Source organism: Desulfopila sp. IMCC35006, assembly GCF_005116645.1.
Lineage (GTDB): Bacteria > Desulfobacterota > Desulfobulbia > Desulfobulbales > Desulfocapsaceae > Desulforhopalus_A.
The window spans coordinates 320,615-336,813 of the sequence record NZ_SWCM01000004.1 but is presented as its reverse complement, the minus strand read 5'-3'; the positions used below and the strand labels follow the sequence as shown (position 1 = coordinate 336,813).

Below are 16,199 nucleotides of genomic sequence, written 5' to 3'. Positions count from 1 at the left end.
CTTCTCGATAGCCGTTTATATAGTGGACAGCTACTTTTATTCCAACCAATGCAGATTCCGAAAGAAATACTAAAAAGAGCCAGGGAGAGTTTGATGCCGGTTTATAAAATAAAGAAAATCAACAGCATTGCCAGGCAGGGTTTGAAACTGTTTAGTGACAGATTTACGGTTTCCGCAGAGGAAGAGGCTCCCGACGGCATTATCCTGCGCAGTTCTCCCTTAAATGTTGATGATTATCCGACCCTTCTGGTCGTTGCCCGGGCTGGAGCTGGCACCAATAACATAAATGTTGAAAGAGCCACAGAAAGAGGTATCTGTGTCCTCAATACTCCAGGAGCCAATGCCAATGCGGTCGTCGATCTGGTTTTTCCGATGATTGGGGTATGGAAAAGAAATATTTATCGAGGTATTGGATTTTGTAAATCCCTTGCGGCAATGGCCCCTGATAAGGTCGGTAAAGAAGTCGAGGCCCGCAAGGCCGCATATAAAGGCGAAGAAATCGCCGGAAAAACCCTGGGAGTTGTCGGGCTTGGCCAGATTGGTGTCCGCCTGGCCAACGGCGGGGTCTTTCGGCACATGAAGGTCAAGGGCTTTGACCCGGCTCCTTCCCTTGCCAATATTCATCAGCTTTCTCCTGAAGTCCGGGTGTGTCGGAATCTTGGGGATGCCGTCGGGGATGCCGATATGGTGAGCCTGCATCTGCCGCTCATCGATCAAACCCGCAATCTGGTCAATGCCGAGTTTATTGCCAGAATGAAGAAAGGGGCCATCTTGATCAATTATTCCCGGGGGCCGATTGTCGATGAAAAAGCGGTTATCGAGGCGTTGGACAGCGGCTACCTGGAGGCCTATCTCTGCGATTTCCCAACGCCGGCCCTGGTGAAACATGACAAAGTGCTGACAACGCCGCACCTGGGGGCGTCGACTTCGGAATCGGAAGAAAATTGTTCCGTCATGGCGGTCAAAGAAATCTCCAGCTATCTCAAATACGGCAATGTCACCCACAGCGTTAATTTCCCCAACATCGAATCGACTCCGAGTGATAAGGTGCATTCAAGGTTGATTGTCATCAACCGGGACGTTCCGGGCATGATTGCCTTTGTGTCAAATATTTTTGCCAACAACGAGGTGAATATTGCCAGTTATTTGAACCAGTCCAACGGCAAGGTCGGTTATAATATTATCGATGTCGAGTCGGCGATTCCGTCAATAGTACTTGAGCAAATTGTGAAAAATTCCGATGTAATCCGTACCCGGGTCATTTCTTTCAAGTAAGAGTAAAAAAACGGTACAGGACGGTATAAAAAACTAGATAGCCTATTGTGTTGATATTACAGGAAAGAGACTTTGATTTGGTGTTTTAAGAGCAATTATAGTATAAAAAATTGTATAAAAGCCGGATGGAAATTGCCAACTCTGCGACCAATATCGGCTCTAACACCCCAAATGCAACGTTGTGAGATATTTACAGGAAGGTGGCATGTGATATGCAACACTGTTTATGCTTTATCTCTTCTCTCTTTTCTCCTGGAAAAACCGGACTCCCCTGCTAGGGTCCGGTTTTTCTGTTTTCAGCCTTCCTTTCCGGTCTCTTCATCTGCACGTCCATGAATGACGCATTACATCAAGTGGTATTGCAGAGGTGCACCTCCTACGACCCATTGACCATAGCTGCATGCACCGATAAAATCGGGGAACATCTCGGTCTGTCTGGCTCGCTCCATGGTAAAGTTGTGCTGCTCAAGCCAAATTTCATCAGCAGCCACGGCCCGGCCCTTGCGTGCACGGACGGGCGTTTTATTGCCGCTGTTGCCGGTTGGTTTCTCGATCAGGGTGCCCGGGTGCTTGTTGGCGATTCTCCGGCCTTTGGTTCCGCGCAAAAGGTGTGTCGCACCTTTGGAATTGCTGAGGCCCTCTGTGGTCTGCAGGTCAAGGTGATCAATTTCACCACTCCGGTACAAAGACGGCTTGCCGGCGGAGTCAGTGTATCGATAGCTCGTGAGGCACTGGAGTGTGATCTTTTTGTCGGGCTGCCCAAAATAAAGGCGCATAATCAGATGCTGGTGACCATGGCAGTCAAGAACATGTTTGGCATTGTAAAAGGTGTCAACAAAGCTATGTTGCACATGGTGCATGGCGATAGCCATGCAGAATTTTCCGAAATAATTCTTGATCTGCTGACGCTTTTACCGCACCAGATACATCTGGTGGACGGTATCGAGGTAATGCACGGCTCCGGTCCCCTTGACGGCAGCCCATTGATGCTTGGCTGTATCGCCGCGGCCCGTAATCCGGTAGCACTCGATACCGCACTGCTCGAGCTGCTGGAACTGGACCGGACCAGAAGCCCTCTCTGGCAGGCAGCAGCGAAGCGGGGGATGGCTGGCAGCAATGCAGCCAGGCTTGACTATCCTCTTCTTGTCCCTCGGGATTTTTATGGCTCCGGATTTCTGGCGCCTTATAAATTGCAGGCTATCCGGTTTAATCCTTGGCGATTTGTACGAGGATTGGTAAAGAGAGTGGCTATAAAAATCGCCGGCTGAGGTGGTGTAGTGCACTCTATTACAGAAAATAAAGATTATTAATCAGTACCTGAAAAGGAAGCTTTACATGTTTAATTTGCAAGGGAAAATCGCTCTGATTACCGGAGGGTCGCGGGGTATCGGCCGGGCTATAGCCATTCGGTTAGCCGAACAGGGTGCGGATGTTATCGTAAATTATGTTCGTCATCGACGGGATGCCGAAGAAACGGCAGCAGAAGTGGAAAAAATCGGTCGGAAATGTCTTCTGGTCAAGGCTAATGTTGCCAATAATGGTGATGTTCAAAAGATGTTTGCTGCCATAGTTGAACAATTCGGCCGTTTGGATATCCTGGTGAGTAATGCCGCTTCGGGGGTCTTGAAACCTGCTCTTGAATTGACAGAACGCCACTGGAACTGGGCGATGGAGATAAATGCCAGGGCCTTGCTGACACTGGTGCAGCACGGATTGCCGCTGATGAACCGGGGGAGTCGAATTATGGCTGTCTCAAGCCTTGGATCCGTTCGGGCTATTGAAAATTATACGACGGTGGGAGCGTCAAAGGCGGCGCTGGAATCGCTCGTCCGGCATCTGGCCGTGGAGCTTGGTCCCCAGGGGATCAATGTCAATACCATCAGTGCCGGTGCCGTTGATACCGATGCACTCAAGCATTTCCCCAATCGGGACGAGATCCTCAATACGGCTATATCCAGGACCCCGCTCGGGCGTTTGACAACACCTCAGGATGTCGCTGATATTGCACTGTTTCTCTGCAGCAATCTGTCAGCCATGATTCAGGGCCAGGTGATTACCGTCGATGGCGGGTACGCCATCAGGGGATAAGCCCGGGTGGTGCCAGGCAGTGACGTTTACCTCCACTTTATTTCACCTGGGCATAGCAATCCCGTATTGCAAGATACCGTTGTTTGATAAATTTCGTGCATTACCAGCAAAAAATCCAGAAAAAGAGTATGTATCAAAATACAGAATCGATAATTCTCGCATCGGGCTCCCCGCGCCGACGGCAGTACCTGCTTGAAATGGGGATAAAATTTACCATCCAGACGGCCTTGGTCGATGAACACCCGTTCGATAAGGAAAACCCTGAAAGCTTTGTCCTGAGGATGGCATTGGAGAAGGCGGCTGTGGTGAGCGCAGAGTTTCCGGATTCCTGGGTGATAAGTGGCGATACCGTGGTGTGTCTTGGTGATAGAATTCTCGGCAAACCCGTTGATGAAGATGACGCCGTTGCCCTGCTCATGGATCTTTCCGGGCGGGAGCATTGCGTCAAAACAGGTTTTTGTGTAGCGCATGAATTGCGTGGTGTCAAAACTCTGCAGGTCGTTTCAACGAAGGTGGTTTTTGCCGGATTTTCGAAGGAAGTCGCTCGCGCCTATGTTGCCGCGGGAGAATCCCTTGACAAGGCAGGAGCCTATGGCATACAGGGTAAAGGTATTTTCCTGGTTAAGGCTATTGAAGGGTCGTACTCCAATGTCGTTGGCCTGCCGCTTCATGAGCTGCTGACAGTTTTGCAGGCACATGGAGTTATTGCGCCAACGGTGTTTGCAGGCTCTAAAAGGAATAGAAAATTTTCATAAATATTTTTGGTGTCTGATCCAATTTGCAATATACTGTTATCAAGGTTCATTCGTGACCGGGAAATACTTTTCTTGTGCTTTCTCGAGGAAAAGTATTTCGTGAAAAAACGTAGACCCGACAAGTGCGTACGGAATGAAGTCCTGCTATGCTATTTGGCGGGGGGAGTTTTAAAAGAGATGAGATCATAACAATGCCGACATTGGTCAATAAATATTATCCGCTGCGAACGATCGTGTTCTTTTTGGGTGAAGGGGCACTGATCTTTTCATCGCTTCTTATCGTAGACTGGGTCATGTTGGGACCGGGATTATTCTTTCTTGATCTTCTGCCTAATTCCTTCAGGGCTATTCTCGTCACAATTATCTTTCAGCTTTGCCTCTATTTTTTCGATCAATATGATCTGAGAAATGAGGTGTCGCTAATCAATACTTTTACCCGGATGACCCTTGCCTTCGGCGTTGGTTGCATCCTGTTAGGCGGAGTCTATTATTCGATTCCGTTTATGATAATTTCCACCCGGATTTTCTGGCTTGGTTACCTGGTGATCTGTTTGTCGGTTGCTCTCTGGCGAGGCGCCTACAATCACATTCTGCGTAAGAGGCTTTTTGTCCAGAATATTCTGCTGGTCGGCACCGGAGCCCTGGCGTCCGATATTGCCAGGGAGATTGAGGGGGTACAGGACTCAGTCTACCGGGTAAGAGGATTTGTCGGGGATACAAAACCCGCCTATAATCCGCACAATGCGCCGGTTCGTGCCTCTCTTGATGACTTCGAAGAGCTTCTCTCGACGCAGGATCTTGAACGAATCATCGTCGCGCTTGATAATCCACGGGGAGCAACACCGATAACCGCTCTCTTGAATGCCAAGCTGCGGGGAATAACCATCGAACAGAGCACCACTTTTTATGAACGGATTACCGGGAAGATTCTGGTGGAAAGGATCGCCCCGAGTTGGATTATCTTTTCTGATGGCTTCTCTCTCAGCCGCTGGAAATATCATGTAAAGAGGTTTATCGATCTCTTGTTTTCCGCTGTCTTGCTGGTAATCACCCTGCCTGTCCTGCTGATAACAGCTATCCTCATCAAGATGGAGTCCCCGGGCCCGATTTTCTATTTACAGGAAAGAGTCGGACAGGGAAACCGGATCTTTAAAATAATTAAATTTCGTTCCATGCGTCAGGATGCGGAAAAAAATGGTGCAGTCTGGGCCAAGGTAAATGATGATCGGGTAACCAGGGTTGGTGAGATAATTCGACGTCTGAGAATTGACGAGTTACCACAGCTCTGGAATGTGATGAAAGGGGAAATGAGTTTGGTTGGTCCACGGCCGGAGCGAAAAATCTTCGTTGATGAGTTGGAGAAAAAAATACCTTATTACTCCATCCGCCATACCCTCAAGCCGGGAGTGACGGGCTGGGCGCAGGTCTGTTATCCTTATGGCGCATCTGAGCTGGATGCATTGAAAAAACTGGAGTACGATCTGTATTACTTGAAAAACGTATCCATCGCTTTAGACCTGCTGGTAATTTTCAAGACGGTTAAAACAGTCCTTTTTAAAAAAGGTTCCAGGTGATCTGGAAAAAGGCTGTTCTGATGCACAGCATCGAACGGCAGATATTTTGCAGAATGGTGTCGAACAATGAATCAGATTGAGTTGCTGGGTAAAAGTATTGACATACTGAAATCATTTAATAACACTATTGTCACCTGCCGTATTTATCCCCCGGATGCTCCCCAGGCCGCAGCCGCCGTAGACCGCGGTTACAAAAGTATCAAAAACTATCTCCGCGAGCATGGCCGTCTGACGTACTCCCTGCAAGAGGGGAATCCCTACTTGTGCGGGCAGCCTCTGCACCAGGAAATAGTCGAATCCTTTTCCAATCTTGTCATTTATCGGCAGTTGCGCCTGCTGGGTTTATCTGAACTGGATATCAGTGCGGAGATGGATCGTTTGGCTTTCAGCCAGCTTCTTTCGGTTTTTAACGCTTCAGTTGAAAAAATCAAAAACGAGGGAGGGGGACTCGAGTATATAACCAGTCTTGGTCTGGCTGGCTATTTCCCGGAAAAAAAAGAAGAAACGGGAGAAAAGAGTGGTAAAAACGGCCAGGCTGACGGCCTCAGGACCCGAAACCTGGTAAAGGTTCGGCCGGAAATTGTCGCCTGTCTTTTCGGTAAGGACAAAAGACCGGTCATCGTGGCTGAGCTGGAGAAGAAGATGGCCAGCCCGACAACGGCAATCGAAATCCTGGCTGCGGGTACAGCGCACATACTGCAGGACATTCAGAAAAGAAAAATGATTGTTGCCTCACGATATTTCCCCTTGATGCTGAGCCGGGCCGAGACGCTTATTGCGCCGGGCAGCAGGCAGGAGGTCGCCCTGGGACTGGCAACAGTATATGTTGAAAGCCTCAAGGAACCTGCCTTGTGTGTTTTGGCGGCACAGGACTATCCTGCCGGCTGGGGCGGGGAGGTGTTTGAAGGGCTGCTTGTGGCTCTGACCCATGAAAAAATCTCCGGAATGATACTGCTCTTTAGAGAGCAACTGTCAAAAGCAAAGCGCATTGATGGAGAAAATTCACTTCAGGTGCAGTTTCTTGAAAGGGCGTTGACGAAGCTGACGGGCAGCAGGAAAGGAAAACATTTCCTCAGTACTGAAAAAGCCAGAAACCTTATGGATGAAGGCGAAAGAGAAAGGAAAAAACGTCGCCTGGAGGCGGGTATTAAAAGTTTTTTACAGGGCAATACCAGCCTGCTGCAAAGCGAGGAGTTGGTTGAGTATCTGCCTGCTGCGTTTCGCCGGATGCAGAAACATAACGATGGTGACCAGGCTTCTCAGCTGCTGCACGGGATGATTGCCTATCTTTCGGATGTGGGTAAAGAAGAGCAGGAACCATTGCTGAAAAGTATGATAGCTATTGGCGAAAACCTTCTGGCTACGGGGCAGTGGCGTCATCTCGATCTCGTTCTTTCTCCGCTCGTTGAAAAAATTCGACGATCCGGATGCCAGAAAGAACTGGCCGAACAAATTATCATTTTTTTGCAGCAGGTGATGCAAAAGAGCTGGCAGGCAGGAGATACCTCTCGCGGGGATAAGATTCTCACGTTGCTGCATCAGATCCGCTCCGGGCTGACAGCGCATTCCGCGTCAATAAAAGCCATTGTTGCCAAGGTGCAGGATCGTGGAATCCAAAGGGCCAGCCTGCCAGGCCTGCTCAGTCAGTGCCTTGCAGCGCCCCAGGATAAGAAGTTGAGCTTTCGCTTGATATACCAGGGACCGGTCGCTGGGCGTTTCCTCGTCGAATCGTTAATTAATGCCGACAATGCGGCCGATCGCCTGAAAATAATCGATCTGCTCACCGACAGCCCGGATTACGTGCCTTCCCTTGTTCATGAGCGCCTCCAGGAGCACATGGTCTGGTATGGCAAGCGCAATCTCATCAAACTGCTCGGCGAGACTGGAACCGAAGAGGATGCTGAAAGTATCCTTCCTTATCTGCAGCATGAGGATTTTCGGGTACAGCGTGAAACGTTTCTTACTCTGTACAAGATCGGTGGAAAAAACAGGAAACAACTTCTGCTGCGAGCATTAGACGAGTCATCTGAACAGATTAAAGTGCAGATTATCGATGCACTTGCCGCTTTTTGCGATCCTGAAATCGCTGATAAGCTTGTTGAACTGCTCGAATCCCATGAAAAATTCAGCGACACCTTGAGGAATGGTCTTCTTCTGCAATTAATGGAGACTCTCGGACGTTGTCCCTGTCCGCAGGCATATAAAGGGGTGCAGACATTTCTCGAGACGCGGGGGCAGCGGGGATCGAAAAAAATTTCCGAGCAGGTCTGGGGTGCAGCGGAAAAGGCATTGAAGTTTTTGCAGAAAGAACTGCAGGAAACCCGGAAAAAACATGTCCAGGCCAGTCAGCTGCGCAAAAACGCCCTCAAACAGGCCTCAAAAATAAGCAAGACACCGATTTCCCAGTGGGTTGTCACCAGCTTACCGGAAGAACAGGCTGCACGAACGTTTCTTGCCCGCGGAGATAAAGAAGCAGCGGTGGAACAGCTGCTGATACTCATCGAACGAGTCGCCCGTCAGCGCAATTTCATGCAGGCACAAAAATTGCGTGAATGGCTCATCGAGATTGACTCCACTGCGGTCAGTCACATACTGCGGGCAGCTGAGATAATTGATCGGGAAAAAGTTGCGGCGATAGATAAAGGTCATTTAGAGATATGGAGCGCACTGTATGATATCTTAAATACGGATGAATTCAGTGCGGTGTATCATGCCTTAAAACATAAAAAGTATCAGAATGGAGAGAGTATCATCAAGCAGGGTGCTCTCCAGGAAACCCTTTTCTTCATAAATTCCGGACAGGTTAAACTTTATTTCGACGACAAGGGGAATGAAGTTTTAGTCAAAACCATGGGGAGAGGAGAAATATTCGGCGCGGAGGCTTTTTTTGAAGCTTCAGTGTCGACCATATCGGTTGCCTCCATCAGCAATGCGGACATATCGATTTTAAAGCTCGATGCGCTACGTGAGTGGCGGGAAAATTTCCCTGGGCTCGAAGCAAAATTACATACCTTTTGTCGAAAATTTCAAAGCATAGAAGATTTCATCAAGCTCAGCACAAATGATCGGCGGGAGTATCAGCGATACCGCATTTCAGGAACAGTCATAACCACCCTGATAAACAGCCGGGGGCGAAGTCTCGGCACTGACTTTAAGGTGGACCTCTGTGATATTTCCGAGGGAGGGCTTTCGTTTCTGGTCAGAATCGCCCAGAAAATCAATGGCCGTCTATTGCTCGGGAGAAAGATGCAGATTGTGATCCCGGCCGTTGGTGGTTCGGCGGAAGGGGTGGCGCTTACCGGTGATGTGCTCGCAGTTAAAATCAGCCAGGCTTCAGGAAATGACTATTCCCTCCATTTGAAATTCGATGCATTGATTAACCGGAAACTTCTTCACGAAATTGTTCTGACCATGCGTGAGATGCCACAGGTGATGAAATAAATGTCTTTGCCGGTTAGAATCTCTTTCGTAACCTCATGTGGAGCAGGGAATGGCTGAAGGCAAAGATGCTGTTTCCCGGTTTTACCTCACCCATCTCAAGGGACGATGGCAGGAAAAGTTCAGTGCCGATTGCCCCTTTTGTAAAGAACATGGCTCTGCCGACGGCAGGTTGAGCGTTGTTCTGAACACCGCCAGTTTCTTCCATGGTTACTTTCGTTGTGTGAACCGTTGTGTGCCAGGTGGTTTTCCTCTCTGGTTTGCGCGTCTTGCCGGCATCCCCCTCACTGAAGTGCCGGAGTATGATCCGGACCAGGAAATTATCACCGAGCAGCTACTGTACCCCGCAGAAAACATCAACGACGAGATACGTGGATACCGGGACAGGATCACCGATGCCATCTATAGCCTTTTCCAGCAGAGCACTGTCTCCCGGAGTGTTCTTGAAGAAATGCAGGTCGGATTCAACGGGCGCTATCTTGTTTACCCCTACATACAGGACGATGGCAATTGCTATTCCGCCCGTTGCGTTCACCCGGAGCGACCGGAAGACACTTTCTGGCACGGCATTGAACAATTCAGTAAAGAACCGCACAATATCTTTAATGTTCAGGACATCGCGCGTTGCGAGAACGGAGCATTGTTTATTTGCGAGGGTGAGGAAAATCTTCTTCCTCTGAAGCAACTCGGTTTTCCCGGGGTGGCGGTTTCCCATTATGCTCAACTTGAGAGGATGCCAGGGCAGTTGTTCGATAAGGTAAAAACACTGTTTATCTGTGTCGCCAATAGCCTGGAGTCGGAGAATGCCGCCAGAAATCTGGCCTCGATTATCGGCTACAAGGCCAGAATCCTGGTCTGGCAAAAAAATAGTCCCCGGAAATATTCACTTTGGCAGCTGGCAAGAGACTCGGGTCGAGGGTTCGCTGAGGCTCTTGGTGAAATGGTCAAAAACTCCCGTTCTTTCTCGCCTTTTTCTTCACCTGAACGTGAGTATCGTCATTTCCTCCAGTCTCTTGAGCAGGAACAGGGAGAGCAGTACCGGAACCTCTCGTCAGGATTCTCTCGTTTAGATGACGCTCTTGGTGGAATACACGGCATTAATGTGATTGGCGGGGCTCCTAAAGTCGGCAAATCAACTTTTCTTATCCAGATTGGATCAGAGATGGCCCTGCGGCATATTCCTGTGCTGTATTATGATTTTGAAAATGGTCGACAGAAAATTTATCGGCGGACCTTGAGTCGATTGGCCCGTTTGTCCACGGAGCAGCTAAGCGACGAGAGCCTGCCGGAACAGCAGAAAATCAACTTCGAGGCAGCCCGGCGAAAACTGCAGAAAATGCTCTTTTTCTGGCGGGTGATCAACGACCGGAAGGTGACGCCTGAGTTGATGCGCAAACATATTGATTTTATCCGTCATGAGACACGAAGCGACTATACAGTCGTAGTGGTCGACAGCCTGCATAAACTGCCGTTTAACGAGTTTACCGAGAGGCGCACCGGCATTGATGCCTGGCTGCGGCAGATGGAATCTATCCGTGATGAACTGCAGGTGTCTTTCCTGGTTATCTCAGAATTGTCCAGAGGGCAGGCGGGCGCCTATCTTGAAGAGCCACACCTCGGTGTTTTCAAAGGATCCGGAGACATCGAGTACAGTGCGGATAATGCTATGGTGCTCTACCCGGCATCTCCTCAAAGAGATGGCTCCGCCAAGGCAGCAGGAAACGCCAACAGGCTCTTTTTAGTGGCAAGCAGGGAACATAGTCCCGGTCAGGTTGCTGAATATCGTCAGGATTTTCCTTACTGGGGTTTTACCGAGCATCCTGTATCGGAAAAAGACTGACTTTTTCCTGGTTAAAGATTTACCGCAAGCTGCCATTTTTCAAGTGCTGCCAGTGATCTTTGCGCCCGTTCCTCTCCTCTGTATTTTTTTCTGATTTTCTTTTCCCAGGCGGGAAAGAGACCGAAGTTAATGTTTGACGGCTGAAAACGAAGGGGATCGCTCTCGGTAAGGTGAAAGACGAGCGATCCGAGAGCCGTCTCGCGGGGAGGGACAACCAGGGCGAGACCTTGTACCAGACGGGCGCCATTGATTCCGGCCAATAGGCCCATTGCCGCAGATTCAACATATCCCTCGACCCCGGAGAGTTGGCCGGCCAGCAGCAGATCCGGACGAATCTTGAACTGCAGGGTCGGCTGCAGTAATTCAGGCGAGAGGACAAAGGTATTGCGATGGATCGACCCCAGTCTGGCAAATTCGGCCTTTGCCATGCCAGGGATAAGTCGAAAAATGCGCTGTTGTTCCGGGTAGGTCAATTTGGTTTGAAAACCGACCATGTTATAGGTAGTGCCTTCCCGGTTTTCCTTGCGAAGCTGGACCACCGCGTACGGATCCTCTCCTGTCTTGGGATCGGCCAGGCCAACGGGTTTCATCGGGCCGAAACGCAGGGTGTCATCACCCCGGGAACGGATTACTTCCACCGGCAGACAGCCTTCAAAGTATTTGGCTTCCTCAAATTCTTGCAAGGGCATACATTCTGCCTTGCCGAGTGCATCGATAAATTTCAGGTAGGTATCCTTGTCCATCGGACAGTTCAAATAATCGCCTGGGCCATCATCGTAGCGTGATTTACAGTAGATAATGGACATATCCAACGAGTCGGCAGCAACAATCGGCGCAATGGCGTCATAAAAAGCCAGTCTTTTTCTGCCGGTCAGTTCGGCAAGGGATTCGGCTAAGGGATCGGAGGTGAGTGGTCCGGTCGCAAGAATTACCGGGGGGTTGCCATGCGCCGGCGTAGGGATGGCAAAAATCTCCTGTCGGGTAATCTCTATCAGGGGATGGTTTGCCATAATCTCCGTGATCCGGGCGGCAAATTTTTCCCTGTCGACTGCCAGAGCCTTGCCAGCAGGTACCTGTGTCTCATAGGCAATGCGCATCATCAGGGAGTTGCACCGATGCATCTCCTCTTTGAGCAGTCCGACCGCAGAGGTTCGGTCATTTGATCGAAGCGAATTGGAGCAGACCAGTTCACCGAGTTTTTCCGAATGGTGGGCCGGGCTGAATCGCAGCGGTTTCATATCTATCAGGCAGACCTTGCAGCCTCTTTCGGCAATCTGCCATGCCGCCTCGCAGCCAGCCAGCCCGCCACCTATAATGGTGACTGTGTTTTTCTCAGTCATGGGGAATTCTCGCAGTAAAAGTTTACAGGGGAGATGCGTCGTCCAACCTGGCTTATGGTAAGCATGTCTCAGGAGTGGTCAATTTGTTTTCGGCCGGCCAGGACATAATAGGCGATTCCCGCCAGTTCGAGCAGCAGCAACAGGGAAAATCCGGCGGTAAATCCAGTGGGAGAAAGAGTCGACTCTCCCCTGGTAAAAAAATCGATGATTCCTCCCAGAGCCCATTGTGCGACAAAGGCAGTGATGAAGACCAGCAGGTTGACGGCGGTGGTAACCCGGCCGGACAGATGGACCGGGAAAGACTGAGAAAGTGCGGAATAAGCAATAATACTGGAGGTACCCAGAAATCCAAAGGCCAGCCAGACGGGAACACACCAGGCTGGTGGGCCGAGGATGAGCAGTACCTGGACGATCATAAACAAAAACATGCAGGTGACAGCGGTAGCACCAACGGAGACACCACGCTTACTCAACCGCTCGGCAATGGTGCCAAGTACGATAAAGCCGGCAATCATGGCCACGGCGACCCAGAACAGCAGGCGGGCTACCTGGGTGCGCTCAAAGCCGGCGACATGGGTAAGCCATGGGCCGGCCCAGAGACCCTGAATGGCAAGAAACGTCGCCTGCGACACGGTGGTGAGCGGTGCCGTTCGCCAGAATTTTCGGCTGGCAAACACCTCGTGGATACCTCGCATCTGGTTATGCAGACTTTCTCCGGTGCCTTCGCTTGTTTTTTCCGGGACGATGAAAAAAATTGACCCGGCGATTATCAGGGTAAGGAGAGCGAGTCCGATAAATACGCCGCGCCAGTCGGTGAATTGCAGGGCTGCCTCCACCGGGGAAGTCGCAGCGAGTGCGCCGAGCCCACCCGCAGCCATTTGGAATCCGTTGACCAGCGGCCATTTTTCCCTGGAAAACCAGAGGGTGTAGGCTTTGAACGCTGCCATAAGACAGGCGGATACCCCAAACCCGATAAAAGCCCGGCCGGTGATAAGGCCGGCGAGACTTTCAGCCCGGGCAAAAATGAAGGCCCCGAGAGCGGCAAAAAAAAGCAGGCCGGCTTCAACTTTTCTGGGGCCGAAGCGGTCGAGCAGAACTCCCAGTGGCAGTTGAAAGGAGGCAAAAGAAATAAAGTATGTCGCGGTGAGCAGGCCGAGAGCGGAAGGGCCGACGCCTATATCGGCGACGAGATCGGGGGCAATTACCGCATTCACTACCCGGTAGATATAGGATATAAAATAACCGGCGGCAAAGGGCAGAAAGACACGCAAGAGAGTCATGGGGTGGATTTTCATAAGCTGTTTTGCCAATTAAGGTCCATTGACCCTCAGGGAATTATCGGGGATATTCGATGGTAACTCGAACCTTTTTCCTGCCCCAGGCGAGTGCATCGCTGTGCGAATCGAAATAAAGGTCGATCCGGTTGGGCCCTTTAATCGCTCCGCCACGGTCTTCGACAACGCCTTGGCCATACCCCGGAACGTACATCCGGGTTCCGAAAGGGTAATATTTGGTGTCTGCGGCAATGGTACCGTCATGCGGCAGCAGGTACCAGGGGAACAGGATAAGGCGAACCGGTATCATCCAGGGGCGGTAGATGGAGTCTACGGAAAGCAGCCCCTCTTCGGGCTCGTAAGGAACCGTACCGCTGGCGGTGAGACCGCTGTACGGCCTGCCGGCATTCGGGCCGGCACTTACATAGCGGTTCCAGAAATCAAGCTTCAGCATGGCCCAGCTCCCTCTTTCCCAACTGCAGCAGGAGGAGCAGCCGCAATAGGCAGTCGTCTCCATAATTTTGGCGACCGGAGGTTTGGCGCAGCCGCTCTGCAGCAGAACCGCCAGCAGAGCCAGGAAAAGGAGTGCACGGCCTGAAAAGCTGCTTGTTTCCCAGACCCATACGGTGTCTCTCCGTCCATCCCTGCCTGGCGATTCAGGGGTACGCGCTGCCGTTCTCAGGTGCGGTAGAACCATTTTTTCACCTCATCTCTGGTGAACAGTTTGACCACCGGCCGTCCATGGGGACAGTGGGAAAATAAATCTGCCCTGGTCATCTCATTGAGAAGGGTATCTATTTCCGGATTGGAAAGTTTCGTCCCGGCCTTCACTGCCGCTTTACAGGCCATGGTCGCGAGTATCGTATCGAGGTATCCGCCGGTATCCCCCTTACTGCTTTCGCTGCCGAACTGTTCGAGAATATCGAGAAAGAGTTCGCGACCATTGGCCAGACCGGCAAGGGCCGGAACTGCAGATATTATATACGTGTTGCCGCCAAATTCCCGAATGGAAAAACCGATCCGGTCGATCTCCTCCTCGTTTTTTTCCACCAGCTGCGCCTGGAAAATCGACAACTCGACCGTTTCCGGAAACATCAGGGTCTGGCGGACGACCGTATTGGCCAGATACTGCTTGCGCAGTTTTTCATAGAGCAATCGCTCGTGGGCGGCGTGTTGATCAATGACCAGCAGTCCTTCGCTTGTTTTACAGAAAATATAGAGATCGTCATACTGACCGACAATAATCAGGTTGTGGCCGACTGCCCTCTTATCCTGCTGATGATTGTCCCGTTGAACGGGGACCGTTTCTGGTTCGGACGATAATCGCTGCATCGGCTCGGCGGTGACAAAGAGTGGTTGAACCGGGTCCGGTGCACGTACGTTCGAGGAGAGCGATTTTTCCCGAACCGGAGTACTCCGGCGCGTATTGACCGCGCCGGAGGGGCTGTCTTGTCTTCTCTGGCTCAAATGGTCATCCGGCAGCTCGGTAGAATAATCGGGCGAGGCGAAAGAGGGGGGATGTTCCGGCTTTGAGTCTGAGGGAAATCGAGTCCTTTCCTGTATTCGATCCGGACCGAAGATTGCTGTTTTGATTGCCAGTTGATGGGCCCGCATGGCGTCGGTAACCGATTGACTGAGCAGGGCGTGGATGTCACGGGAATTGCGAAATCGGACCTCATGCTTGGCCGGATGCACATTGACATCAACCTCCTCCGGGGGCAGGGTGAGATGTATCAGACCGGATGGATTCTTGCCTTTCATCAGGAAGCCGCGTAAACCTTCGGTAACCGCATGCAGTATCATTCTGTCCCGCACCGCCCGGCCATTGACAAAGAGGCGCATTCTGGAAGGTCCTGCGGTTACCTTCTCCGGGGGCACCAAAAAACCGGATACCCGGCGTAGCGCCTGGGTGTGTTCAGGTTTGCCGACGGGAATAAAAGGGCCGTCATAGTGCATGATATTGGCAAGACGCTGCTCTATTGATAGAGAATTATCCAGATAAATTGCGTCTCTGCCGTCAAGACGGAGAATAAAGGTGACACCAGGGGAGCCGAGGGCGTAATTTTTTACCACTTCCTCGATATGGCCAAGTTCGGTGCGCGCGGTTCGCAGAAATTTTCGCCGGGCCGGAGTATTGCCAAAAAGGTTACGCACTTCAACGGTCGTGCCGAAACTGCAGCCGCTTTCATGCACCTTGCTTAATTTGCCGAAGTGCAGCACCACGCTTGTGCCGAGTTCAGCCTGCTCAGGGCGGGAGGTTATGGTCATTTGCGAAACCGATCCAATAGACGGAACCGCCTCTCCGCGAAAACCAAGCGTGCCGATGGCCCCCAGGTCTTCCTGGGTCTTGATCTTCGAGGTGCCGTGGCGTTCCAGGCTGAGCAGCAGGTCATCCTCATCCATTCCTTCGCCGTTATCGATGATGCGGATCAACCTGGTGCCGCCACCCTCGATTTCAATTTCAACACGATCTGCCCCCGCATCCAGACTATTTTCCAGGAGTTCTTTAACGACCGAGGCGGGACGTTCAACGACTTCGCCGGCCGCGATCTGATTGGCAAGTTGTTCGGGAAGTATACGTATTTTTGACATGGTACCGACTTTCCTGTTGATAG

At 51.0% G+C, this 16,199-nt stretch carries 11 protein-coding genes; 7 read left to right on the top strand and 4 right to left on the bottom strand.

The genetic code is table 11. The features are described from left to right. Positions 1-93: 93 nt before the first annotated feature. The 7 genes from FCL47_RS09795 to FCL47_RS09765 all read left to right on the top strand — a co-directional run bounded on the left by FCL47_RS09795 (position 94) and on the right by FCL47_RS09765 (position 10,970). Positions 94-1,275: a phosphoglycerate dehydrogenase gene (locus FCL47_RS09795; RefSeq protein WP_136813313.1), complete on the top strand. Its 1,182-nt coding sequence runs from the start codon at positions 94-96 to the stop codon at positions 1,273-1,275. A 332-nt stretch (positions 1,276-1,607) separates the two neighbouring features. Continuing rightward, the gene (locus FCL47_RS09790; protein ID WP_136813312.1) at positions 1,608-2,543 is read left to right on the top strand and encodes a DUF362 domain-containing protein; all 936 of its coding nucleotides are present in this window, start codon (positions 1,608-1,610) and stop codon (positions 2,541-2,543) included. A gap of 76 nt (positions 2,544-2,619) precedes the next feature. Further along, the gene (gene fabL / locus FCL47_RS09785; RefSeq protein WP_136813356.1) at positions 2,620-3,363 is read left to right on the top strand and encodes an enoyl-[acyl-carrier-protein] reductase FabL; all 744 of its coding nucleotides are present in this window, start codon (positions 2,620-2,622) and stop codon (positions 3,361-3,363) included. Between the two features lie 128 nt (positions 3,364-3,491). Beyond that, positions 3,492-4,118 carry a nucleoside triphosphate pyrophosphatase gene (locus FCL47_RS09780; RefSeq protein WP_136813311.1) on the top strand — a complete coding sequence of 209 codons (627 nt, stop codon included), beginning with the start codon at positions 3,492-3,494 and terminating at the stop codon, positions 4,116-4,118. 191 nt (positions 4,119-4,309) lie between these two features. After that, positions 4,310-5,692, top strand: a complete 1,383-nt coding sequence (locus tag FCL47_RS09775) for a TIGR03013 family XrtA/PEP-CTERM system glycosyltransferase (protein WP_167496439.1) — start codon at positions 4,310-4,312, stop codon at positions 5,690-5,692. Positions 5,693-5,758: 66 nt separating this feature from the next. Then, on the top strand, positions 5,759-9,133 hold the full coding sequence (locus FCL47_RS09770; RefSeq protein WP_136813309.1) for a cyclic nucleotide-binding domain-containing protein: 3,375 nt from the start codon (positions 5,759-5,761) through the stop codon (positions 9,131-9,133). A 49-nt stretch (positions 9,134-9,182) separates the two neighbouring features. Beyond that, complete coding sequence (locus tag FCL47_RS09765) at positions 9,183-10,970, top strand: DnaB-like helicase C-terminal domain-containing protein (protein ID WP_136813308.1); 1,788 nt, start codon at positions 9,183-9,185, stop codon at positions 10,968-10,970. A gap of 11 nt (positions 10,971-10,981) precedes the next feature. On the opposite strand, the gene trmFO is transcribed toward FCL47_RS09765, so the two are convergent. The 4 genes from trmFO to mutL form a co-directional block, all read right to left on the bottom strand. Beyond that, positions 10,982-12,310 (bottom strand): methylenetetrahydrofolate--tRNA-(uracil(54)-C(5))-methyltransferase (FADH(2)-oxidizing) TrmFO, encoded by a 1,329-nt coding sequence (gene trmFO / locus FCL47_RS09760; protein WP_136813307.1) that lies wholly within the window; start codon positions 12,308-12,310, stop codon positions 10,982-10,984. A gap of 68 nt (positions 12,311-12,378) precedes the next feature. After that, a complete protein-coding gene (locus FCL47_RS09755) occupies positions 12,379-13,605 on the bottom strand; it encodes an MFS transporter (protein WP_136813306.1) in 1,227 nt (408 codons plus the stop codon). Between the two features lie 40 nt (positions 13,606-13,645). Continuing rightward, a complete protein-coding gene (locus FCL47_RS09750; protein WP_240744192.1) occupies positions 13,646-14,281 on the bottom strand; it encodes a 3D domain-containing protein in 636 nt (211 codons plus the stop codon). After that, complete coding sequence (mutL, locus tag FCL47_RS09745; RefSeq protein ID WP_136813305.1) at positions 14,263-16,176, bottom strand: DNA mismatch repair endonuclease MutL; 1,914 nt, start codon at positions 16,174-16,176, stop codon at positions 14,263-14,265. The genes FCL47_RS09750 and mutL overlap by 19 nt, the downstream gene beginning before the upstream one ends. Positions 16,177-16,199: the final 23 nt, after the last annotated feature.